Source organism: Mesorhizobium sp. WSM4816 (assembly GCF_055811535.1).
In genome coordinates this window covers 196,864-217,677 of record NZ_JBVVQR010000003.1, presented here as the reverse complement: position 1 = coordinate 217,677, position 20,814 = coordinate 196,864, and the positions used below count along the sequence as shown (strand labels likewise).

The following is a 20,814-nucleotide window of genomic DNA, read 5'->3' as shown; positions in this document are numbered from 1 at the left end:
GGCGCGCCAATCGGAGCGCTCAGTCCTCGGACAAGCCGGCCAGAGAACTGTCCTTCCAGAAGCGACGCGGGATCAAGGGACGTCGCCTAGCCGGACGTGACGCGCAGGAGAGGGCATCTTTGCAACCGCGACGATCACTCCGGCACGCCGGAGATGCCCAGCGCCTCGACGTAACTCTCGGCGAACACCTTGTCTCGCCACGGGTTGATCTGTCTCTGCAGGGTGAGCGTGTAGGTCGGGAACGCCTCCATCAGCCGCCGCGCCGCCGCCTGCGCCTCATCCAGCCGGTTGAGTTTGACCAGCGCCATGATCACCACCCGGTGCGAGGAGCCGTAGTTCGGCATCTCGTGCAGCGCGCGCTCTCCCCATGCCAGCGCTTCTTCGTAGCGCTCGAGCATCAGGTAGCTCATCCCGATGCCGGAGAGCGCGATGCCCTTCTCGGGGTCGACCGGGCTCAGCCGCATTGCCCTGTGAAAGTGCTCGATCGCGACGAGCGGGCGGCTGGAATGTGCGTTCACCCAGCCGCTGCCCGTATGGCCTTGCGCCGAATTGGGGTTGAGTAGCAGGGATCGTTCGATCGTGCCCAGCGCCATCTCGTAGTCCTTCGCGCTGTAGGCGATCACCTGCGCGGCGAAGCGTAGGCTCGTGGGGTCGTCGCGCGCTTCAGCCAATACCTCGCGCGCCATGCGCGCGGCGACTCGGATATCGTCGGGCTCGTGCCAGCACTGGCTTACGGATAGGCTGCGGATATAGGCGCCGAGTGCCTTCGCCAAGTTGAAGCTGGGGTCGATGCTGAGCGCCTCGTTGGTGAGCCGGCGCACGTCGGCAAAGCCTTCGCGCGTCATGCTGTAGAAGCGCGGCAGCGCGCGAAGGTAGAGGTCGTAGGCGCTGATGTAGTCGGTCGGCTTCATGCGCGCCTGCTTGATCTCCTGCAGCAGGATGCTCGGCTCGACGGCGCCGACGACGCTCTCGGTCACCTTGTCCTGCAGGTCGAAGATGTCGCTCACGTCGCCCTCGAAGCGGTCGGCCCAGACATGGTGTCCGCTGATCGCGTCCACCAACTGCCCACTGATGCGCACCCGCGATCCTGCTCTGCGGATGCTGCCTTCGAGCACGTAGCGAACGCCCAGCTCGCGCCCGACCTGGCGCAGGTCCACCGCCCGGCCCTTGTAGGTGAAGGACGAGTTGCGGGCGATCACGAAGAAGGAGTTCACCCGGCTCAATCCCGTGATGATGTCCTCCACCAGCCCGTCGGCGAAGTATTCCTGGTCGGGGTCGCCGCTCATGTTGGTGAAAGGCAGAACCGCGATCGAGGGTTTGTCGGGCAGGGGAGGCAGTGCAGCCGCCGAGGCGCTGGCGTCGGTCTCGACGCGGTAGGCGCGCACAGGCCGCTCGATGTTCTTGAGACGCAGGTCGCCGAGCGGCGTGAAGCCGCAGTCGAGCTTGCCCTGAAGGTGGTCGTAGGCGGTGCCCGAGACGACCACGGTGCCGGGATCGGCGATGCTTTCGAGGCGGGCGGCGATGTTGACCCCGTCGCCGTAGAGGTCGCCGTCCTCCTCGCAGACCACGTCACCGAGATTGACGCCGATGCGGAAGCGAATCCGCTCTTCCTCGGGCGTCTCCGCCTCGTGTTCTGCCAGGGCCTGCTGGATCGCCATCGCCGAGGTCACCGCGTTAACGACGCTCGCGAACTCGCACAGCATGCCGTCGCCGGTGAGCTTGACGATCCGACCCTGGTGCTCGGAGACCAGCGGTTCGAGGAGGTCCTTGCGGTAGATCTTCAGCCGCTCGAGCGTGCCGCGCTGGTCGCGCTCTGTCAGGCGCGAATAGCCGACCACGCCGCAAGCCAGGATCGCTGCGAGGCGGCGCTGCGTGGTCATTGCATCGCCCAGCCAAGCGCCAGCACGCGGGCCGCCCCGCGTCCATATCCTGCCAACTTCCGGACGCCCTACTTGCATGGTATCCATCTCTCCCAGTCGCCGCCGATACAGAACGGAGAACGCAGCTGACCTTGCCTTCACGAGACTTCGCTATCCCGCTTGCGAGACGTGGAGCGTTCCAGTCGCCGCGCTAACAGCCAACCGACGACACGCCCACGCAGCCTCTGGGACGCTGACCACTCTCCCAGAAGGCCGGAAATACTTCCTGCTCTGTGTAACCGGTTGACGCCACCGTGGCGGGTGCTTTGTCACCGCGATGTAACAGCGAGATGCCTTACGAACGCCCGCATCACACCAGACGTTCGCGCTTAGAGGTGCTGACGTCGGCAAGTGGCGCAAAGCCGATCCTCCGCTCCGAGAAGTGATCTTAGAAATCAATGGGCGCAGCAATCACATACGAGTGCCCAGTTTCATCCTCTCCGGCGCGCCATTTGCAGCCGATAGTCGGTGACCGCAAACGGCAGCACATTTTTTTGTTTCTGGCAGATCAGCGGCGATCGGCGGATGGGAAAGCGCCAGCACATTTCCATGGCTGTCATAATCCTGTTCCGCCGTCGCAACGCCTGGTGATGTCTGATGGATCCACCTTTGCTCAACTCACCCGCAAAGCGAGCTTGCCGACGTAGTGGGTGGAAAGCGCCCGGTGCGCATCGACAACCCTGTCGAACGGGAATGTACCGGCGACATGGACGTCGAACGGGCCAGAGTCGATCAGGCGGTTAAGCTTGTCGGTCGCGTCCTGGCTGCGGGCGCCGTTGTAGCGAATGAGCTCCACGCCGGGCCGGACTTTTGGGTCGGGCATCGCGCCGTGCGGGCAGGCGACCCGACCGCCGTCGCGCACTGACCTCAGCGCGCGGTCGGCCGCCTCACCGCTTACGGTGACAAGGGCAGCGTCGAGGCCGCCGGCGGCGAATTCACGAGCGGCCGCCACCACATCGTCCTTGCGCCCGTTGACGACCGCGTCGGCGCCCAATCGCTGCGATAGCGCCACGCCGTCATCGCCTGAAGCCACCGCCAATACGCGGGCGCCCAATCGTTTTGCGAGTTGGATGGCCATGTGACCGATACCGCCGCTGGCGCCGAAGATCATTATTGTATCGCCCTGCTTTAGGCCGACTTCTTCCAGGCCGCTGAGCGCGGTCAACGCATCCCAGCCCATGACGCCCGCTTGCTCGATCGTGAGCTTGGCGGGGATGAGCGAAACGTTCTCCGCATCCGTCACTGCGTAGGTGGCATAGGTTCCACCCTTGGGAAGCGGCATGGATGCAGCGTACACCCGGTCGCCTTCCCTGAAGCGGCTAACCTGGCTGCCAACGGCGACGACTGCGCCCGCGCAGTCCCAGCCGAGCACATAGGGGAATGTCGACGGCATTCCGAAAGCCCCGTCGTAGAGACCCTCACGCTCGAGCGCGTCCCACGAGGCCACGCCCGCCACTTCGACGCGGATTAGGACATCGCTCGGCCCGACCTCGGGCACTGGCACGGCTCGCACAGTAACCAGCTCGGCTCCACCGAACCGGTCGATGGCGGCGGCCTGCATTGTATCCGGTTTTGCATTCCTCATGCTTTTTCTCCTAAAAATACTGTTGGTCATGAAACGGCCACCGCTTCCAGCGGTCGTCAATCGAGCCTCGCCGACGTGATTTGTTGTTTCGCGCCGGCGAAGCAGGTGTTCGCTTTTCGGAGGCGTCCCATGATTGGTTGATGATGAAGGCTTGGATCGCCTTCCTGTCCCTTTTGCTGTCCTGTCCCGGACGGTCGTGCGATATTCCGCTTCAAGCAGCGCGCGGGCGAGCGCCTATCCCATACGTCCAGTGTCCAGGCACCGATTGCAGGCATCATTCCGACATCCCATATTTTGATTGGCGCAACGCTCGGCTCGCTTGTCGTTCCGAGGAAGAGCTATGATTTGGGAAGCGCGACACCAATACGCACGGATGCGTAAGTGGTTACCTGCCGGTAAGGAGGGCAAGGTGAACAAACCCACCGAGAATGGTTTTGCAACCGCGATAAAGATGGTCTCCGGCAAGTGGAAGCTGGACATCATCTGCGAACTCGGCGCGACACCACGCAGGTTCGGCCGGCTGCGGCAGTCAATTCCGGCGATCAGCGAAAAGATGCTGACGCAGCAGCTGCGAGAACTTGAGGCAGACGGGCTTGTGAACCGAAAAGTCCATCCGGGTTCTCCGGCGAAGGTCGTCTATTCGTTGACGGAAAGCGGATCGACGCTCTGTGCCGGGGCAGAGGGCTTATGCCGCTGGGGTGAACAGTTCCATTGCTCGGGTCAGCCGGAATGATCGCCGCGATGAAGCGACTGCGGTTCGCACTTTCACGTCGCTGACGATATACCCGACGAGACTTTCCAACGGCCGATGACGAGGATATCGTCGACGAACTGTCGAACCAGCGCCTTGTTGGCCGTCCTCCAGTTTGACAGTGGGGTGCCGGATGCGCGGGGTTTTGCTGTTCATTCTGTTGGTGCTTGCACCGATTGCATCGCATGCCGCCGCCATCCACGACGCCGCGAAAACGGGCGATGTCGCGGCGATTGCGGCAGCGCTCGACGCAGGCGCCGATGTCGATGAGAGCGATGGGCAAGCCACACCACTCTATCTTGCGGTCAGGGGCGGGCATTTTGCGGCGGCAAAACTGCTCATCGAACGCGGTGCCGACGTCAACGCCGCCCCGACGCCGGGTTTGGGTCCTGCCCTCATGCCGGCTCTGGCAAAACGCCGGATCGATTTGATCAATCTGTTGCTGGAGAGGGGCGCAAATCCAAATTCGCAGCGCAACCGCGAAAACGCCCTTCACATCGCCGCCAGATCCGGTTGCCTCGATTGCGTGAAGGCACTGGTTGAGGCCGGCGCGGATGTGAATGCGAAGACAAAGGACGGCAAGACACCGCTCCATCTGGCGAAATTCAAGGGGCAACGCGAAGTGGCTGATTATCTCATCGCGCACGGCGTCATCTTGCCAACGCCAGCCCCGATCGCGAAGAAGTTGGCTGCCGCCGACGTGGAGAAAGGCCGAGCCTCCTTCTCCCGCCTCTGTGCCTACTGCCACAATGCCGTGCCGGACGAAGGGGCCAATCAGGGACCGACTTTGTGGAACGTCGTCGGTCGCGACAAAGCATCTGTGGCCAAGAGGCGTTACTCCGACGCCTTGCTGGCATGGCAGGGTGTCTGGACATATGAGGACCTGAACAAATTTCTGCTTGAGCCCATGCTCACCACGCCGGGCGTTTACATGGAGGTGCCGGGTGCTCCGGACGAGACTGAAAGAACAAACATAATTGCCTACTTGCGCACACTCAGTGACAAGCCAATCCCGCTACCCTGAGCCCTCGCGCCCAGGAGTGGCGCGGCCGGGTTGCGCCGAAGCCGATGAGCGCTCGAATTCTGCATGGAGGTCACTTCGCGTCCCCTTGACCAATGACCGGTTGGTCCGATCTTGGCTGGGCGGCGAGGGCAGTTTATGGGGCGCAAGTCGGACCGCTCCGAGCGGTGATCTCAGAAAGGCGCAGCAACAATGTACGAGACCCCAGTTTCATCCTGTCCGGCGCGCCAAGCCACACTTTGGGCTGGACTGCAGTGCACGCTCCGCATGCCCAGCCGTTGAGTTCACCTCGACTTGGCTTTGCGTTGCGCTATCTAGCCAAAAATGGAGGCAGCCATGCGTATGAAGTTCCTACTGGTGACATCAGCTACGATGATGGCGACAGTCGTTGCCCACGCCGGCAGCCAGTCCTCGAACACCAGTTCGAATAGCTCGTCGAACAACGGCGTTGTGCGTGAGCGGATTGTCGAGACCTACTGTGAAGATGACTATTGCGAGACCTACGTCAAACGCAGGGTTTACCAGGAGGACCGATCCTCCCGTCGTTACAGGGACTATGATCGTCGCCGCTATCGCGACCGCTACACGGATGATGACGACGACGACTAGGGAAGAAGCCGGGCCGCTGACGCATGCCAAGGCCCGATCTTGGCGTCGGATCGGCGGCCCAGCTTCTCGCATCGTTCCGAAATTTTTGGCCCAGCCAGGACGAGGATGACAGGTTCGCGACTTTGCGGCGACAAGGATTATCGCCGCCAGAAGGGCTTGGCGATCTCTGCCTCGACCTGCCGTCTCGTCAGACCGATGTCGTCGATCAAATGGGGATTGTCCTTCGCCATTTGCTCAAGTTCCCAGCGAAAGCGTTTCCGCTCGTCCCACGCCGCGATAATGCTTCGCAGGGTCGCCAGGCCGTGTTGCCGACGCAATATTCCCGCCGGCTCGACGGGCGTTGCCCCTGCCTGATGCGGGGCCGATGCAAGAGTATCGTTCATAGCAACCTCCATAGGTTTGAGGTCCAGGGACCTTTGACCTGAAAGAGGCTGAATTCTGCAGGATACGAACAGCGCCGTAATTAAGCTCTGCCAAATAGTTCTCAAAACTTCCAAACGGGCTATAGATACGCCGCATGCAGGGATCGCGCTTTGCCTTTGGTCCGTTCGTGCTTGATTCCGGTGCGGGAACGCTGCTTCGCAACGATGTCCCCGTTGCCGTAGGCTACCGCGGGCTAAAGCTGCTTGCGGCGCTCGTTGGACGAGCCGGCGAAATCCTTGAGAAGGCCGAGTTGATGGACGCGGCGTGGCCGGGCACGGCTGTCGAGGAAGGCAACCTCACCGTACAGATCGCGGTGCTGCGAAAGCTGCTTGGCCCGGCTGCAGATGGCGGCGAATGGATCGCCACGGTTCCGCGCGTCGGCTACCGCTTCACGGGGGCCGTCGAACAGCTCGGCGCGAAGCGAAAACCTTTGCCGCTGCCCGGCAAGCCATCGATAGCGGTGCTGCCCTTCGTCAATGTCAGCAACGATCCCGAGCAGGAATCCTTCGCGGATGGCTTGACCGAAGACCTGATCACCGACCTGTCCAGGGTCTCCGGACTGTTCGTCATCGCACGCAACTCGGCCTTCGCCTACAAGGGAAAGGCGATGGACGTGCGCGATATCGCGCAGGATCTCGGCGTGCGCTACTTGCTGGAGGGGAGCGCACGACGTGCTGCGGGGCGCGTGCGCATCAACGCCCAGCTGGTCGACGCAGTGAGTGGCGACCATCTATGGGCGGAGCGCTTCGATCGCAGCCTGGAAGACATTTTTGCCGTTCAGGACGAGGTCACCGGCAAGATCGTCGAGGCGTTGCTCGGCAGGCTGCGCGCACCGCCGCCGCGCAACCGGCCCAAAAGTCTTGAGGCCTACGACCTCTGCGTGCGGGCGCGCAAGCTGATGGATGACACGCCGCAGACGGCGCGCGAAGCGCATCTGATGCTCACCCGCGCGGTTTCGCTCGATCCGGAATATGCCGAGGCCTATCGCTGGCTTGCCATGAACCACTGGATGGGATGGGTGCATTCCGGCGGACCTACCGAAACGTCCCGTAGCGTTGCGTTGGAACTGGCGCGCAAAGCCGTGGCGATCGATCCGAACGATGCCGGCTGCCGCTGGGTTCTGGCTTACCTGCTTGCCTATGAGCGCAGCTTCGCCGAGGCGGATGCGGAATTCGCCAGGGCGATCGAGCTCGATCCGAACGAGGCCGATGCCTGGGCGGCATTGTCCGACATCGCGGTCCTGGCCGGACGGGTCAAGGAAGGCCTTGAGCACATTCGCAAGGCATTCCGGTTGAACCCGTTTCCGGCAAGTTGGTACTATCTGACGCTTGGCCAGGCGCAATATGCCGCCGGCCAATACGAAGCGGCTGTCGAAACACTGCGCAGGGACGAGACTTATCGTACAAGCTCGCGCCGCTTCCTGGCGGCAAGCCTTGCCCAACTGGGCCGCCTCGACGAGGCGCGCGCAGAGGCCGAACTGTTCCTCGTCGGCAACCCGCATTTCACCACCCGCCACTGGGCCGCGACGGAGCCATTCCGCGACGCTGTGACGCTCGAGCATTTCGTCGATGGCTTCCGCAAGGCCGGTCTTCCGGAGTGACGTGCCGGCGTGACCTCCCAAAACGCTTTCGCAGCGTTCGTGCGACTATTCCTCAAAGCGACTCGTGGCGTCACGATCGCGCTCGTACCGCCTCGTGAGCGGAAACGGCGGCAACCAGGACTCGCGACGGATTATCCAGCTTTCGTAGGTTGGCATCAGTTGGTCAGGGGCATCCAGGGATCCCAGGTTCACTTCGATTTCGTCGGCGGTGCGTCCGAAAATTGTCGAACCGCAGCGGGGGCAGAAAAACCGCCCGGCGTAGTCGCGCGTCTCACCTTCGATCGTCACCGCATCCTGGGGGAACACCGCGGAAGCGTGAAAAAGGGCGCCATGATGCTTGCGGCAGTCGAGACAATGACAAATGCCGACCCGGTATGGGAGTCCCGACGCCACAATCCGGACGTTGCCGCACAGGCAACCGCCAGTGAATCGGTCCATGCTGCGTCTCCTCCAAAATCAAGCGGTCGCAATGGCTACAACGAACGGCACCGTCATTGCAATTGCCCCGTGCGGGGCCGTCTGCGGGACGCATCGACTCCGCAGTGAGCGATAGCTGGCTCGCTTGCTGCAGCCGCAGCCAGCTGGACAGTTCGGACGAAGCGGCCTTTTCGCTCTTGACAATTACACTCGTCAACGCGCATTGACAGGAAAGATTGTCAATGTGAGGGCTGCATGCTCGATATCGAAGTCATAGATCGGCCGAGCGCGGCGGCCGCCGCGTTGGAGCCCGTTCGGAGTCAACTCCTCTCAGAACTGCGGGAGCCGGCCTCGGCCGCTACCCTCGCCACACGCCTCGGCCTCAAGCGGCAGAAGATCAATTACCACCTGCATGCTCTGGAGGAGCACGGGCTTGTCCAAGTTGCAGACACGCGCAAGTGGGGTGGCCTGACGGAGCGGCTGATGGTGGCGAGCGCCACAAGCTATGTCGTCTCGACGAGCGCACTGGGTCCGGTCGGCGCCGATCCGGACAGCACCCCGGACCGCCTGTCGGCAAGCTACCTGATCGCGCTCGGCGCCCGGCTGGTGCGGGAGATCGGAGTTCTCCAGCGCGCCGCCACCGATGCCGGCAAGCGCTTGGCGACCTTGGCGATCGACACCGAAATCCGCTTCCGCTCCGCCGCCGACCGCGCCTCGTTCACGCGTGAATTGACTGAGGCCATCACCACGCTGGCGGCACGCTATCACGACGAAACTGCGCCGCAGGGACGGTCGCATCGCCTTGTCGTGACGGCGCATCCGTCACCAGCCAACCCGCAAGGAAAGGAGGTTCAGTAAAAAAGATGCTGCCGGCGATCGCATCGGTCGATGCAGCAAGCATCGCAAAACGGGAGGAGCCAAAATGGCGAACCCGGCTTGGAAAGCACTTCCCAACTCCCGCGGAGTAGCGCTGCAGGGGAAACGCAATTGTCAGTTTCATCCACGCTGGCGGCGCCGACGAAGCTTTCCGAGCTATGATTGCCGACTTCGTGCGGGCAAGCCGCTGGGGTGGTTCTGCGCAGTCTGCTCCGCAAGCAGATCGAAGAGCCATGCCACGCCCGCATCCATCATCGCGACCTTGGGAGCGACGGCGTTGAGCCGGAAGCCGGGCAACGGCAACGGGGCATCGAGGCTCAGCACGCCGAAACGCGCCGCATGCATGGCAACGAACCGCCGCGGCAGGGCCGAGATGAGGTCGGTCTCGGCGATGACCGCGAGCGCAAACATGAAGTTCGGAACCGTCAACGCAACCCGTCGCGCCCGGCCTTGCTTGGCCAGTTGTTCATCGACGAAGCCGTAAGGATCGCCGCTGTCCGAGACGACCAGATGCTGCATGCTGCAGTATCGCTCCAGGCTCGGATCACGCGCGAACGGATGTCCAGGGCGCATGGCAATGACAAAGTCCTCTTCGTAGATGCAGCGCTTTTCGAAGCGAGGCGGGATGTCATCGGACGGAATGATCGCGATATCGATGGCGTGCGCCTCGAGATCGACAATCGCGCTCCGCCAGACGCGGGCTGGCGAGGGCAAGATCTGACGCACGCCGACGTCGATGCGTGGCGCAATCCGGCTGAGTTCGGCGAGGAGCGGGCGCAGGATCACGGCTGAGACACCGTCCGGTGCGCCGATTGCGAACCGGCGGATGGCCGTGGCGGGATCGAAGGGCGCGGCAGTCGCCATCACGCTGCGCACGCGCGCCAGAACGTCGGCGATCGGCGCGGCGAGTTCCGTAGCACGCGCCGTCGGCACCACGCCCTTGGGCGTTCTCAGGAACAGCGGATCGTTGAGGAGCCGGCGCAGCCGGCCTAGTCCGTGACTGACTGCCGATGGCGTCAGGTTAAGCCGGTCCGCCGCCCGGCCCACGTGGCCCTCTCCGAGCACGGCCTCGAAGAGGACGAGGAGATTGAGATCGGTGCGCGAAAGATCAGTTTCATTCAGCATATTCCTGAAATCATATCATCGGCTTCATCAAGATCAACATGCAATTCTGCCGGCTGAGCGGTGCATCGCTCGGACGAACGCGAATGGCGGCTCGAGCACCGTCACGCGGACCCGCTCGTCCCGGGTGTCAGCCTGGAGCAGGCGGCCGCGCTGGAGCTACAGCGGACCCAAAGAGATGGCACCGCCCATTACAAGGCCTGTTGCGCTGGCGGCTCTTTCGCCACTGCGGCTTCCTCCTGGCTGAGGGCGCCCGGCCGGAGCTTGAACAGGATCAGCAGCGGCCCGGCGACGAAGATGGAGGAATAGGTCCCGGCGAGGATGCCGAAGATCATTGCGACTGTGAAGGACTGGATCACCTCGCCGCCCCAGATCGAAAGCGCCGCCAGCGCAAACAGCGTGGTCACGCCGGTCAGGACCGTTCGCGCCAGCGTCTGGTTCATCGACAGGTCGAGCAGCTCGGCAATCGGCATCCTTTTATAGCGGCGCAGATTCTCGCGGACCCGGTCATAGACGACAACCGTATCGTTGATGGAATAGCCGACAATAGTCAGGATCGCGGCAATCGAGGTCAAATTGAACTCTATGCCGGCGACGACGTAGAAGCCGACCATCAGGATCACGTCGTGGAACGTCGAAATGATGGCGCCGAGCCCGAACTGCCACTCGAACCTGATCCAGATGTAGACGAGCATCGCCAGCAGCGAGGCGAGCACGCCCATTGTGCCGTTGAACGCGAGTTCGGAGGACACTGTCGGACCGACAACCTCGATGCGGCGGAACTCGTAGTCGGTTTCGAGCGCGCTTCTTACCTTCTCGACGGCGGACTGTTCGGCAACGTCGCCGCCCCCCTGGGTGCCGATGCGGATCAGCACATCCCGGGCCGAGCCGAACTCCTGCACCTGCACCTCGCCCAGTTCGAGACCCGTCAGCCGCTCACGGATGTCGCCGATGTCGGCCTGCTGGCCCTTTGCCTGCACCTCGATGCTCGAACCCCCGCGGAAGTCGATGCCGTAGTTCATGCCGACAGTGAAGAACAGCACCGCCGAAGCGATCGACAACAGCACGGACAGCGTGAAGGCGTATTTTCTGAAGGCCATGAACGGCACGCGCGTGTCGTCGGGCACCAGCCGCATGACACCGGCGGGCATGGTTTTCGGCCGCTGCCGGCGAAGCCAGAACGCGACCAGCCAACGCGTCAGCGTGAACGCCGTGAACACGGTGGTGACGATACCGATGGCGAGGGTGACGGCAAACCCCTTGATCGGCCCCGAGCCGAGGAAGAACAGGATGACGGCGGCAATCAGCGTCGTCACATTGGCGTCGACGACAGTCGCCAGCGCCTGTTTGAACCCGGAATCCATCGACTGCACGATCGAGCGCCCTTGGCGGTTCTCTTCGCGGACGCGCTCGAAGATGATGACGTTGGAGTCGACCGCCATGCCCGTCGTCAGCACGATGCCGGCGATGCCAGGCAGCGTCAGCGTCGCCCCGAGCACGGACAGGACGGCGATGATCAGTGCGACGTTCGCCAGCAGCGCGATATTCGCGATCAGCCCCAGTCGCCCATAGGCGAACAGCATGAAGCCGACGACGAGGACCCCGGCGATGATTGCCGCGAACTGGCCCGCCTCGATCGAATCGCTGCCGAGGCTCGGACCGACGGTGCGCTCCTCGACGATAGTGAGGTCGGCAGGCAGTGCACCGGCGCGCAGCAGGACCGCAAGATCGTTCGCGCTCTCCACCGTGAAACTGCCGGATATCTGCCCGGTGCCGCCCAGGATCGGTTCGCGGATCTGCGGCGCGGAGATCACCTCGTTGTCGAGGATGATCGCGAACAGGCGCCCGACATTGGCTTGGGTAGCCTGACCGAAGCGGGTGGCGCCGCGGCTGTCGAAGCGAAACGAGACCACCGGCTCGTTGGTGCGCTGGTCGAAGGTTGCCTGCGCATCGACAAGGTTTTCGCCGGAAACGATGATCCGGTTCTCGATCAGATGCGGAACCCGCGGCTCTTCCGTCGAATACATCACCGTCGAGCCCGCCGGCGGGCGGCCGGAGATCGCCTCCTCGACCGGGATCGATTGGTCGACCATCTGGAAGGTCAGCTTAGCCGTCTGTCCGAGGATATCCTTCAGCCGCTGCGGATCCTGCAGGCCCGGCACCTGGACCATGATGCGGTCCGATCCCTGGCGCTGGATGATCGGCTCGGTCGTGCCGAGTTCGTTGACGCGCCGGCTCACCACCTCGATCGATTGGGTCAGCGCCGCGGCGATCCGGTAGTCGATCCCGGCTTCGGTCAGCGTGAAGCGCAGCAGGCCCGGTTCCGGCTCGGTCATCTCCATCTCGGTCACCGAGCCGCTCATGAACATGCCCGTCGAGATCGGCTGCGCCAATCTTTCGAGCGCGCTCTTCGCCGCTTCGATCTGGCCTTGGTCGCGAATGCGGACCTGGATGGAACTGGCGGTGCCGGCAAGCCCGGTATAGCCGATCTGGGCATCGCGCAGCGATGTGCGGACCTCGTCGCGTGCCGATTCGAGGCGTTCGTTGGCAAGGTCCTGCCGATCGATCTGGAGCAGGATGTGCGAGCCGCCCTGCAGGTCGAGCCCCAGCGTCAGCTGCTGCTTGGGCAGCCAATTCGGCAGCGATGCCAGAGTGGAGGCGGGAACCAGATTGGGAGCTGCGTAAAGAATACCGGCCAGGACCGTCAGCCAGATGAGAATGGTCTTCCAGCGCGAAAAATGCAGCATGTTCTTGTCCGTTCAGCCCATATCGGGCGCAAACCGCCTCCGACAAGAGCTTTGGCGTTCCGATCGGCGAGCAACTCGACGAACGGAACGCGATGTGAAGTTTTGCGAGTCTAGAGCCGCGGTCGCGCGGCCAGGTTCACGCCGTGAGAAGCGGAGGCGCGCGCGCATCGAAGGCGTGGATCGGCGACAGTTCCGGCCGGTCTTCGGACCATATGCCAAACGGTGCGGCTGACGCAGTTTCGAGCGGCAGCCGCAAATCCACGATAATGCAAAACGGTTTGCCATCTCTCGCAATGACAGGTGTCTTGACACGGGAAGTCTCAGCACCGACGTGGCGCGCAATGCTGCGGGCAAGGACAGTCGGGTGTGTGACCGGTTCGGTCGCGCCGATTTGGCCTTCGGCAAGGTCATGCGCAACCTGGTCGGCTGTTGCCGCAGGAATGGTCCAGATCAGAAAGAGCAGCGAAGCCAGCAGCCGCAGACCGGCACCCAGGCTGAGCACGACGCCAGGCCCGTCCCGTCCTCGGCCGCTTCGTCTCATCCCATCGGGACGGCTTTCATACACTGCGACCAATACGCTTTCGCTTTCGTTGCCTCGGTAAGCGGCGAGCCGCTTTCCTGGTCTCACTATAGCACTTGCGTTGCGAATTGAAGCGCAGCTTTCACGTACTCAAAGGGTAAGTCAGTTGGCCGATCGGTTGGCAGCCTACCGCTTCTCGATCAACCGGACATAGTTTTGCAGGATACCGCATCAGCCACGATCGGATTCGAAGATCTCACGCACCGCTTCACCGGCCGCGCCCATGTTCTCAAGCTGACGATGCTCGAGCTCGACGCGAGTCGCGTTCTCGCCGGCCTCGGAGAACTTGACCTCGACTTCGGTCAGCAGCGACGGATCATATTGCCAGTCGGCGCGAATCCGCCATGCCAGGACGATGCGGTTTGGCGGTTCCCAGGCCAGCACTTCGCCCCAGTCGCATTCCGTCCCATCCTCGCCACCGATATCAGCATGTATTCCAAGGCGATGGCGGCAAGCGGCGTCGCTATTGCGAGATTATCGATCGGCTGGTGGCGCACGGGCTGGCACGCGCTGGTCGATCAGCTTGACCGTGCCAACGGCCCAAAAAAGCCGACGATACGCGTTATTCGCTTATGACCAGGGTCGAGGAAGGCTATGTCCAAACCCTCAGGGAAGGACGATCGATCAGGCATCACAAACTTCCACGCAAAGCGTGCGATCCCATGATGAACATCCACGTCACTTGTCCGTAGGATACGGGCACCGGGACGCTTGGCCAGAACTCTTGCGATGTGCGCGAGCAGTTCTTCCGCGCCAGTCGCATGGACTGTAGGGTCTGTGTATGTCGCGCCATCGCTCCAGATCGGTAACAGCAATGCCCGCCGCTGCTCGGCGTTCTGATCGGACCAAGCAGCACAATACGAATCGATGAGAAGCGTCAAAGGCATTTCTATTCCCCCAAGTAGGTCACTGGTCTGACCGGCCCATGCCTGACCGGCCCATGCTCGGACAACAAAGCCCGATCCCGCTGGCTGACGGCAAAGCGTGGTCCGCCTCAATAAGGCCGGAGACCAAATCCGCTCAGCCAGTCAGAAGGGATCCGCCTCGCACTCCAGATCGGAGAGATCTCTTATCCGGACTTCCCAGAAATTGCGACAACGCTGCGAAATCATCATGTAAGTGGCCAGCTGCAATCGCCCGTTGGAAGATCGCGTCGTAACCGTCGGCCACAGAGCGGTCGATCTTGCGCGCCTCCATCAGCTCCAAAAGATGCTGGAATGCGCCGTAATGCGGGGAGATCGACGAGAGCGTCTCATCGTCGCTGGCAAAACGGCCAGCATCCGTTCGCTTGATCAGGTCGGCGACAAGCCCGTCAACAACAGGCGCTGTTGCGGTCCACTGCCGAGCCAACTCGCCGAGGTCGATCTCTTCGGCCTGACTCACGGCGATCGCATGCAGCGTGCCGAACAGCGCGCCCACATGAGAGCAAGCAGCGCGCTATCAAGCGCGTTCGCACGTCCCGGCTCTTCCCCGATATGCTGGACATTGCCGCCCAAGGCACGAAACATCTCCTCGTTCGCGTCGAAAGCCTGGCTTGGCCCCGAGATCAGTATCGTCCCGGCATCTGTGCCGATGAAATCCGGCGTGGCCATGATTGCGCCATCGAGATAGCTGGCTCCGTGCTCGGCAAACCATTCAGCGGCTTCACGTGCGCCATGCGGCGTTCCCGAAGTGAGTTCCACGACCAGCTTGCCGCGAATAGCTGAAGCAACAGCATCGTCGTGCAGAACTGCAGCGGTTGCCTGGTAGTCGCTTACGTTCACAATGACAATTTCAGCCGCATTGACAGCTTCCAGGACGGACCCCGCGACAGTGGCGCCGAGCGTGGCCAGCGGTTCGGCCTTCTGTTTCGTCCTGTTCCAGACCGTCGTCCGATATCCCGACCGGAGCAGGGCGCGGGCGAGCGCCGATCCCATACGACCCGTCCCGACAACGCTGATTGAAAGCTTCATTGCATCACTCCATGCCAATAGACGCCAATAGGCGAGCGGCGCCAATGTTTGCCGTCAAGGGCAGAGGTATGTCGGAGTGAATGGGGCGCACAATACGCACCTGGAGGTAAGTGGTTACCCAACGGTAAGGAGAGCATCATGAATGAGCCGACGGGCAATTGCGGCTTCGCAACGGCGATCAAGGAGATCGAAGGGAAGTGGAAAGTGGATAGTCTTTGTGAGCTTGGAACGGCGTCTCGCAGGTTCGGCCGATTGAGGCAGTCCATTCCGGCGATCAGTGAAAAGATGCTGACGCAGCAATTACGCGAACTGGAGGCTGACGGGCTTGTGAACCGAGAAGTCTATCCGGGATCGCCGACCAAGGTCGTCTATTCGTTGACAGAAAGCGGAGCGGCGCTCAATGCTGGAGCAGAGGCGTTATGCCGTTGGGGTGAGCAATTCCCTTCCCGCACCGATGCTTAAGGATGCCGTTCGCCATGCGAGTTGGAAGTTGGCTCATGGCGCTTCGCCCTCGGGCCGGAAACAGCGACAGCCAATACCGGGCGATATCGTTGCGGCGCATGAAGACGGCGAAACTGTATGTCAATCCGCAGAACTCTGGACACAAGGATGCCGATCCACCACGCCAGGCGACAATTTCGGGGCCACCGCCCTTTGCGGGGCGCTTGTCTGGCTTGGAGCGGCATCAGTACGGCGTTTGCATTGACGGAAGTCTGGAGGTGCTCAGCTGGCTGTCAGTCCGTGTGTGCGCCCAGGCGCCACGGCACTGACCGATTCCCGCTCGACCAGCGGGCATTCAAGCTTGGTAATGGGGTAGCGGCCGCGGCCGGGCGGTGCAGGGACTTCCAATTGCTCGATCGCCCATTGCCCCATCGCCATATGCGGCAGGATCGACGTCGTCAAAGGTGGGAACAGATGCCGGGCGATTTCCTCGTCGTCATAGCCGATCACGGAAATATCCCCAGGGATGTGCAGGCCGGCTTCCTTCAGCGCTTCGTAGCAGCCGATCGCGGTTCGGTCGTTCTGGCAGAAGATTGCGGTTGGGCGGTCCTTGAGCGCCAGAAGCTTGACGGTCGCGGCGTAGCCGGCGCTCGCTGACCAGTCGCCCTCGACCACCAGCTCCGCATCGAACGGGATGTCGGCCGTCGCCAGCGCCCGGCGGTAGCCCTTCAGCCGATCCTGTGCCGCCTGCATCCACGGCTCGCCGGTGATGGTGGCGATGCGGCGGTGGCCATGGCTGATCAGGTGGCGGGTGGAACTCTGCCCGCCGGCGATTTCGCTCGGCACAACGGCGGGGAAGGCGTAGTCGGCGGTATAGCAATTGAGCAGGATGACCGGGATATCGAGGTCGTAGAGATAGTCGGGCGCGGCGATCTCGCGCGTGAAGATGGTCATGTAGATCAGCGCCGAAATGCCTCGCTTGGTCAGTGCCGCAATCGCGCGCGGCTCCATGACGGAATCACCCAAAGTCTGAGCGACCAGCACGACGTTCCCGGCATTCCACGAGGCTTGGCGCGCTCCTTCTATGGCGACGACTGCCTCGGGACTGGTCGCCAGTTGATCGACTGCGAAGCCGATCACCCCGTCCAGCCCTTCGAACGAGGCGATGGGGCTGCGAAGAGCAGAGAAGGCTGGTGGCGCATAGCCGAGACCCCGCGCGGCCTCAATCACCCGATCGCGGGTCTGCTGCGAGAGCCTTATGCCCGGCGTGTTGTTGAGGACGAACGAAACCGTTGCCTGCGAGCAGCCGGCGGCCCTGGCGATATCGGTCATGGTGACGCGACTCTTGGGATTCTTGGCCGATGGCTTTCGGCGCCGGGAGGCTTCGAGGGGAGGATCGCGCAGATCCGTTGGTTCGCTCATGGCATTGTATTCCATATTCCCGGCTTGGCTAACCAGCGGTCGTTCTGGGACATCATTAAAGACGGCAGGACGGCCGACGGCGCTTCGCATTTATAAAACAGGCACTCGATTAATCATTATTATCATCCTGACAGCCGAATGGCTAGCAGCGCGGAGACAGCGATACGCGGTTCTGGAAGATCGATTGCTGGGAACGTGATCCAATTTCAAGGTTCCCTTTCTCACCACACGGCAGGCAGCCATTCGCCAGCGACAACCAGGTTTCCAACCAGAGACTAATACTATTTACTAATAGCAGTAAGCGTTCTATTCTCAATTCGTCATGCCCGGCTCGGGACCGAACGGGCCATGACGGGAAGCAGGCGTGTGGCGCGGCATCCGGGCTCTTGGGCCGGCAAAGCAACGCCACGCAATTACTGAAATGTCAGACAAATCCGACTATACGAACTGCCAATGAGTCTCTAAAGTCCAAAATCGCTGCTGGGATGGCGCCGTTCTTTCGCTGCCAGCACCCTTGAGGAGGAGGGCGTCCAAGCCGCATTCGACAAAGTTCAGATCAGCGAAAATGACTGAATCAAACGGGAGGTTGAACATGAAATCTGCGATACGAAATGTGTCCGTCGCCGCAGCGGCCCTGGCTCTCGGTCTGTCCTTCACGGCGATCGCCGGTGCCCAGGACAAACCGACGCTGGCCTTCGTCGTCAACGGCGCTTCCGATTTCTGGAAGGCGGCCGAAGCCGGCGTCAAGAAGGCCCAGGCCGAATTGCCCAACTACAATCTCGAGCTCAAATATCCGGAACAGTCGTCGGTCGCCATCCAGCAGCGGCTGATGGATGATCTGGTGACGGCCGGCGTCAAGGCGATCATGGTTTCGGCCGTCGATCCCAAGACCTCGACCGACGGGCTCAACAAGATCGCCTCGGAGACGGCGCTGTTCACCACCGACAGCGACGCGCCGCAGACCAAGCGTATCGCCTATATCGGCTCGTCCAACATCGATGCCGGCAAGCAGGCGGCCGAGATCGCCAAGAAGGCGATGCCCGACGGCGGCAAATGCCTCGGCTTCGTCGGCCTGCTCGGCGCCGACAATGCCAAAGAGCGCATCGAAGGCATGAAGGAAGGGCTCGCCGGCACCAAGATCGAGCTGATCGACGTGCGTGGCGACGACATCGACCAGGCCCGCGCCAAGAAGAACGTCGAGGACGCGCTGGTCGCCAGCCCAGACGTCACCTGCATGGTCGGCTTCTATTCCTACAACACGCCGCGCATCTATGAAGCGCTGCGCGACGCCGGCAAGCTCGGCCAGATCACGGTCGTCGGCTTCGACGACGATCCGATCACGCTCGGCGGCGTCAAGGAAGGCACCGTTGCCGCCACCGTCGTGCAGCAGCCCTTCGAATGGGCCTACCAGGGCATGAAGCTGATGGCGGCCTATCTCGAGGGCGACAAGTCGGGCATTCCGGAGAACGGCCTGATCATCATCCCGACCAAGATCATCGGCAAGGACGACGTCGACGCCTATGCCGCCAATCTGAAGGCGATGTCCGGAAACTGAGCGTCGTTGGCGCTGGCCCCTCATCCCCCTTCTTCCCGTGCAGAACGGGGAGAAGGGCAGTGGTTGCAACGCTGGCGAATCCTCCGTTTTTTTACGGGGAGAGGAGAGGGTTAGGGTGAGGGCAGCGCGACGCTGGCGTGACTGGCTCCGCTTGTTATTGACGGGCCTGATCAGGCTCGTCAATCTGCGGGGAGGCTGGCCCGCCAACTGCTATCAGGCATGATGAACTATTCCGACGCATCCATCGGCGCATCCACGATTGCCCCGTTCCTCAGTCTCGAGGCCGTGCGCAAGACCTATCCCGGCGTGGTCGCGCTGGACGGGTTTTCGCTGGAGGTCAGGCCTGGCGAGGTTATCGGCCTCGTCGGCGAAAACGGCGCCGGCAAGTCGACGCTGATGAAGATCCTCGGCGGCGTGACCACACCCGACACCGGTACGATCACCGTCGACGGCGTCGCCCATGACGGGCTGACGGTCGAGGCCAGCATCGGTTCCGGCATCGCCTTCGTCCACCAGGAACTCAACCTGTTCGAAAACCTCGACGTTGCCGCCAACATCTTTTTCGGCCGCGAGCCGTTGCGCGCCGGTCCGCTCAGGCTTGTCGACCGCACCACGCTGCGCACGCTGGCGGCGCCGCTGCTCAAACGCGTGGGCGCCAATTTCTCGGCAAACACCCCGGTATCGGCGCTGTCGCTTGCCCAGCAGCAGATGGTCGAAATCGCCAAGGCGCTGTCGATCGAGGCGCGGCTGGTCATCCTCGACGAGCCGACGTCGAGCCTGCCCCTTGCCGAAACCGACAAGCTGCTCGATGTCATCAAGGCGCTGAAGGCCGACGGCATCAGCGTCATCTTCATCTCGCATCGCCTTCACGAGGTCGAGCGGGTTGCCGATCGCGTCGTCGTGCTGAGGGACGGCATGCTTGCCGGCACGCTGCCGAAGAACGCCATCAACCACGACTCTATGGTCAAACTGATGATCGGCCGCATGCTGAAGGAGCGGGAGAAGGCCGCAGAATCGGCCCGCCCGCCCGGCGCCGTCGCACTGTCGGCCAAGGCCGTTCGCACCAGCGCCTATCCAGACCGACCGGTCGATCTCGGCGTCAGGCGCGGCGAAATCCTTGGCCTGGCGGGTCTTGTCGGCTCCGGCCGCACGGAACTGGCGCGCGTGCTTTTCGGCATCGAGAAGAGCCTTGGCGGCGCGCTCCAGCTTGATGGAAAAGATCTGGTTCTTGGTTCGGCGGCCGACGCTGTGGCCAACGGGATCTTCCTCGTCCCCGAGGATCGCAAGCTGACCGGCATCCTGCTCGACCTGTCGATTGCCCAGAATATTTCGCTCCCCAATCTGCCGGCCCATGCCCGGCGATCCCTGGTCTCTGCCCGCGCCGAAGTCGTCACCGCCGAGAAGCAGAAACGCAATCTCGGCATCAAGGCGCCCTCGGTGGCGACGCGCACCGGCACGCTGTCCGGCGGCAACCAGCAGAAGGTGGTGCTGGCCAAGTGGCTGGCCATGAGCCCCAAGGTGATGATCCTCGACGAGCCAACCCGCGGCATCGACATCGGCGCCAAGGCGGAGATCTACGTGCTGATGCGGGCGCTGGCCGATGCCGGCGTCGCCGTGCTGATGATATCGAGCGACATGGAGGAGGTGATCGGCGTCTCCGACCGCATCGCCGTCATGCATGAGGGCCAGATCTCAGGCATCCTCGACAAGGAACAGTTCAGCCAGGAAAACGTGCTGCTGCTGGCCGTCGGCAAGCAGCCGAAATAGCTTTTGTTTGGCGCAGGTTCCGGTCGC

20 protein-coding genes are annotated in these 20,814 nt (G+C 62.5%); 9 read left to right on the top strand and 11 right to left on the bottom strand.

Annotated elements, in window-relative coordinates; translation table 11 throughout:
* Window positions 1–134 precede the first annotated feature (134 nt).
* The 3 genes from AC0L3H_RS05285 to AC0L3H_RS05275 form a co-directional block, all read right to left on the bottom strand.
* Window positions 135–1,880: an adenylate/guanylate cyclase domain-containing protein gene (locus AC0L3H_RS05285; RefSeq protein ID WP_473584735.1), complete on the bottom strand. Its 1,746-nt coding sequence runs from the start codon at window positions 1,878–1,880 to the stop codon at window positions 135–137.
* Between the two features lie 470 nt (window positions 1,881–2,350).
* A complete protein-coding gene (locus tag AC0L3H_RS05280) occupies window positions 2,351–2,479 on the bottom strand; it encodes a hypothetical protein (RefSeq protein ID WP_023796963.1) in 129 nt (42 codons plus the stop codon).
* A 53-nt stretch (window positions 2,480–2,532) separates the two neighbouring features.
* Window positions 2,533–3,504, bottom strand: a complete 972-nt coding sequence (locus AC0L3H_RS05275) for a quinone oxidoreductase family protein (protein WP_473584734.1) — start codon at window positions 3,502–3,504, stop codon at window positions 2,533–2,535.
* Window positions 3,505–3,913: 409 nt separating this feature from the next.
* Between AC0L3H_RS05275 and AC0L3H_RS05270 the strand changes: the two genes are divergently transcribed.
* The 3 genes from AC0L3H_RS05270 (at window position 3,914) to AC0L3H_RS05260 (ending at window position 5,885) form a co-directional block, all read left to right on the top strand.
* Complete coding sequence (locus AC0L3H_RS05270; protein WP_027152084.1) at window positions 3,914–4,237, top strand: winged helix-turn-helix transcriptional regulator; 324 nt, start codon at window positions 3,914–3,916, stop codon at window positions 4,235–4,237.
* A gap of 163 nt (window positions 4,238–4,400) precedes the next feature.
* On the top strand, window positions 4,401–5,279 hold the full coding sequence (locus AC0L3H_RS05265; protein ID WP_473584733.1) for an ankyrin repeat domain-containing protein: 879 nt from the start codon (window positions 4,401–4,403) through the stop codon (window positions 5,277–5,279).
* A 339-nt stretch (window positions 5,280–5,618) separates the two neighbouring features.
* Window positions 5,619–5,885, top strand: coding sequence for a hypothetical protein (locus tag AC0L3H_RS05260; protein WP_473584732.1), 267 nt, complete (start codon window positions 5,619–5,621; stop codon window positions 5,883–5,885).
* 137 nt (window positions 5,886–6,022) lie between these two features.
* On the opposite strand, the gene AC0L3H_RS05255 is transcribed toward AC0L3H_RS05260, so the two are convergent.
* Window positions 6,023–6,268: a DUF1127 domain-containing protein gene (locus tag AC0L3H_RS05255; protein ID WP_473584731.1), complete on the bottom strand. Its 246-nt coding sequence runs from the start codon at window positions 6,266–6,268 to the stop codon at window positions 6,023–6,025.
* A 134-nt stretch (window positions 6,269–6,402) separates the two neighbouring features.
* On the opposite strand from AC0L3H_RS05255, the gene AC0L3H_RS05250 reads away from it, so the two are divergent.
* Window positions 6,403–7,908 carry a winged helix-turn-helix domain-containing tetratricopeptide repeat protein gene (locus AC0L3H_RS05250; protein WP_473584730.1) on the top strand — a complete coding sequence of 502 codons (1,506 nt, stop codon included), beginning with the start codon at window positions 6,403–6,405 and terminating at the stop codon, window positions 7,906–7,908.
* Between the two features lie 45 nt (window positions 7,909–7,953).
* On the opposite strand, the gene AC0L3H_RS05245 is transcribed toward AC0L3H_RS05250, so the two are convergent.
* Window positions 7,954–8,346: a GFA family protein gene (locus AC0L3H_RS05245; RefSeq protein ID WP_123146189.1), complete on the bottom strand. Its 393-nt coding sequence runs from the start codon at window positions 8,344–8,346 to the stop codon at window positions 7,954–7,956.
* A 234-nt stretch (window positions 8,347–8,580) separates the two neighbouring features.
* On the opposite strand from AC0L3H_RS05245, the gene AC0L3H_RS05240 reads away from it, so the two are divergent.
* Complete coding sequence (locus AC0L3H_RS05240; RefSeq protein WP_473584729.1) at window positions 8,581–9,183, top strand: ArsR/SmtB family transcription factor; 603 nt, start codon at window positions 8,581–8,583, stop codon at window positions 9,181–9,183.
* A gap of 174 nt (window positions 9,184–9,357) precedes the next feature.
* Here AC0L3H_RS05240 and AC0L3H_RS05235 read toward each other — a convergent pair whose 3' ends face one another.
* The 3 genes from AC0L3H_RS05235 to AC0L3H_RS05225 form a co-directional block, all read right to left on the bottom strand.
* Window positions 9,358–10,326 (bottom strand): LysR family transcriptional regulator, encoded by a 969-nt coding sequence (locus AC0L3H_RS05235; protein ID WP_473584728.1) that lies wholly within the window; start codon window positions 10,324–10,326, stop codon window positions 9,358–9,360.
* A 188-nt stretch (window positions 10,327–10,514) separates the two neighbouring features.
* Window positions 10,515–13,070: a protein translocase subunit SecDF gene (gene secDF, locus AC0L3H_RS05230; protein WP_473584727.1), complete on the bottom strand. Its 2,556-nt coding sequence runs from the start codon at window positions 13,068–13,070 to the stop codon at window positions 10,515–10,517.
* A 136-nt stretch (window positions 13,071–13,206) separates the two neighbouring features.
* Window positions 13,207–13,572: a hypothetical protein gene (locus tag AC0L3H_RS05225; RefSeq protein WP_473584726.1), complete on the bottom strand. Its 366-nt coding sequence runs from the start codon at window positions 13,570–13,572 to the stop codon at window positions 13,207–13,209.
* Between the two features lie 234 nt (window positions 13,573–13,806).
* On the opposite strand from AC0L3H_RS05225, the gene AC0L3H_RS05220 reads away from it, so the two are divergent.
* Complete coding sequence (locus AC0L3H_RS05220; protein ID WP_473584725.1) at window positions 13,807–14,226, top strand: hypothetical protein; 420 nt, start codon at window positions 13,807–13,809, stop codon at window positions 14,224–14,226.
* A 444-nt stretch (window positions 14,227–14,670) separates the two neighbouring features.
* Here AC0L3H_RS05220 and AC0L3H_RS05215 read toward each other — a convergent pair whose 3' ends face one another.
* A complete protein-coding gene (locus AC0L3H_RS05215) occupies window positions 14,671–15,069 on the bottom strand; it encodes an imine reductase family protein (protein ID WP_473584724.1) in 399 nt (132 codons plus the stop codon).
* Entirely contained in the window at window positions 15,030–15,647 is a 618-nt protein-coding gene (locus tag AC0L3H_RS05210; protein ID WP_473584723.1) for an NAD(P)-dependent oxidoreductase, read from the bottom strand. The genes AC0L3H_RS05215 and AC0L3H_RS05210 overlap by 40 nt, the downstream gene beginning before the upstream one ends.
* A gap of 93 nt (window positions 15,648–15,740) precedes the next feature.
* Between AC0L3H_RS05210 and AC0L3H_RS05205 the strand changes: the two genes are divergently transcribed.
* On the top strand, window positions 15,741–16,064 hold the full coding sequence (locus tag AC0L3H_RS05205; RefSeq protein WP_473584722.1) for a winged helix-turn-helix transcriptional regulator: 324 nt from the start codon (window positions 15,741–15,743) through the stop codon (window positions 16,062–16,064).
* A 261-nt stretch (window positions 16,065–16,325) separates the two neighbouring features.
* On the opposite strand, the gene AC0L3H_RS05200 is transcribed toward AC0L3H_RS05205, so the two are convergent.
* Window positions 16,326–17,465 (bottom strand): LacI family DNA-binding transcriptional regulator, encoded by a 1,140-nt coding sequence (locus AC0L3H_RS05200; protein ID WP_473584721.1) that lies wholly within the window; start codon window positions 17,463–17,465, stop codon window positions 16,326–16,328.
* A 592-nt stretch (window positions 17,466–18,057) separates the two neighbouring features.
* Here AC0L3H_RS05200 and AC0L3H_RS05195 point away from each other — a divergent pair.
* Window positions 18,058–19,020 (top strand): sugar-binding protein, encoded by a 963-nt coding sequence (locus AC0L3H_RS05195; RefSeq protein ID WP_023796948.1) that lies wholly within the window; start codon window positions 18,058–18,060, stop codon window positions 19,018–19,020.
* Between the two features lie 222 nt (window positions 19,021–19,242).
* Window positions 19,243–20,787 carry a sugar ABC transporter ATP-binding protein gene (locus AC0L3H_RS05190; protein WP_473584857.1) on the top strand — a complete coding sequence of 515 codons (1,545 nt, stop codon included), beginning with the start codon at window positions 19,243–19,245 and terminating at the stop codon, window positions 20,785–20,787.
* The last annotated feature ends 27 nt before the right edge of the window (window positions 20,788–20,814 follow it).

What these genes read in the sequence shown, in the direction of transcription:
- AC0L3H_RS05190 (WP_473584857.1), top strand. Translation starts at nt 19,243, where the DNA reads ATGAACTATTCCGACGCATCCATCGGCGCATCCACGATTGCCCCGTTC.
- AC0L3H_RS05255 (WP_473584731.1), bottom strand. Translation starts at nt 6,268, where the DNA reads ATGAACGATACTCTTGCATCGGCCCCGCATCAGGCAGGGGCAACGCCC.
- AC0L3H_RS05245 (WP_123146189.1), bottom strand. Translation starts at nt 8,346, where the DNA reads ATGGACCGATTCACTGGCGGTTGCCTGTGCGGCAACGTCCGGATTGTG.
- AC0L3H_RS05200 (WP_473584721.1), bottom strand. Translation starts at nt 17,465, where the DNA reads ATGAGCGAACCAACGGATCTGCGCGATCCTCCCCTCGAAGCCTCCCGG.
- AC0L3H_RS05260 (WP_473584732.1), top strand. Translation starts at nt 5,619, where the DNA reads ATGAAGTTCCTACTGGTGACATCAGCTACGATGATGGCGACAGTCGTT.
- AC0L3H_RS05195 (WP_023796948.1), top strand. Translation starts at nt 18,058, where the DNA reads ATGAAATCTGCGATACGAAATGTGTCCGTCGCCGCAGCGGCCCTGGCT.
- secDF (WP_473584727.1), bottom strand. Translation starts at nt 13,070, where the DNA reads ATGCTGCATTTTTCGCGCTGGAAGACCATTCTCATCTGGCTGACGGTC.
- AC0L3H_RS05205 (WP_473584722.1), top strand. Translation starts at nt 15,741, where the DNA reads ATGAATGAGCCGACGGGCAATTGCGGCTTCGCAACGGCGATCAAGGAG.
- AC0L3H_RS05250 (WP_473584730.1), top strand. Translation starts at nt 6,403, where the DNA reads ATGCAGGGATCGCGCTTTGCCTTTGGTCCGTTCGTGCTTGATTCCGGT.
- AC0L3H_RS05280 (WP_023796963.1), bottom strand. Translation starts at nt 2,479, where the DNA reads ATGACAGCCATGGAAATGTGCTGGCGCTTTCCCATCCGCCGATCGCCG.
- AC0L3H_RS05275 (WP_473584734.1), bottom strand. Translation starts at nt 3,504, where the DNA reads ATGAGGAATGCAAAACCGGATACAATGCAGGCCGCCGCCATCGACCGG.
- AC0L3H_RS05285 (WP_473584735.1), bottom strand. Translation starts at nt 1,880, where the DNA reads ATGACCACGCAGCGCCGCCTCGCAGCGATCCTGGCTTGCGGCGTGGTC.
- AC0L3H_RS05235 (WP_473584728.1), bottom strand. Translation starts at nt 10,326, where the DNA reads ATGCTGAATGAAACTGATCTTTCGCGCACCGATCTCAATCTCCTCGTC.
- AC0L3H_RS05240 (WP_473584729.1), top strand. Translation starts at nt 8,581, where the DNA reads ATGCTCGATATCGAAGTCATAGATCGGCCGAGCGCGGCGGCCGCCGCG.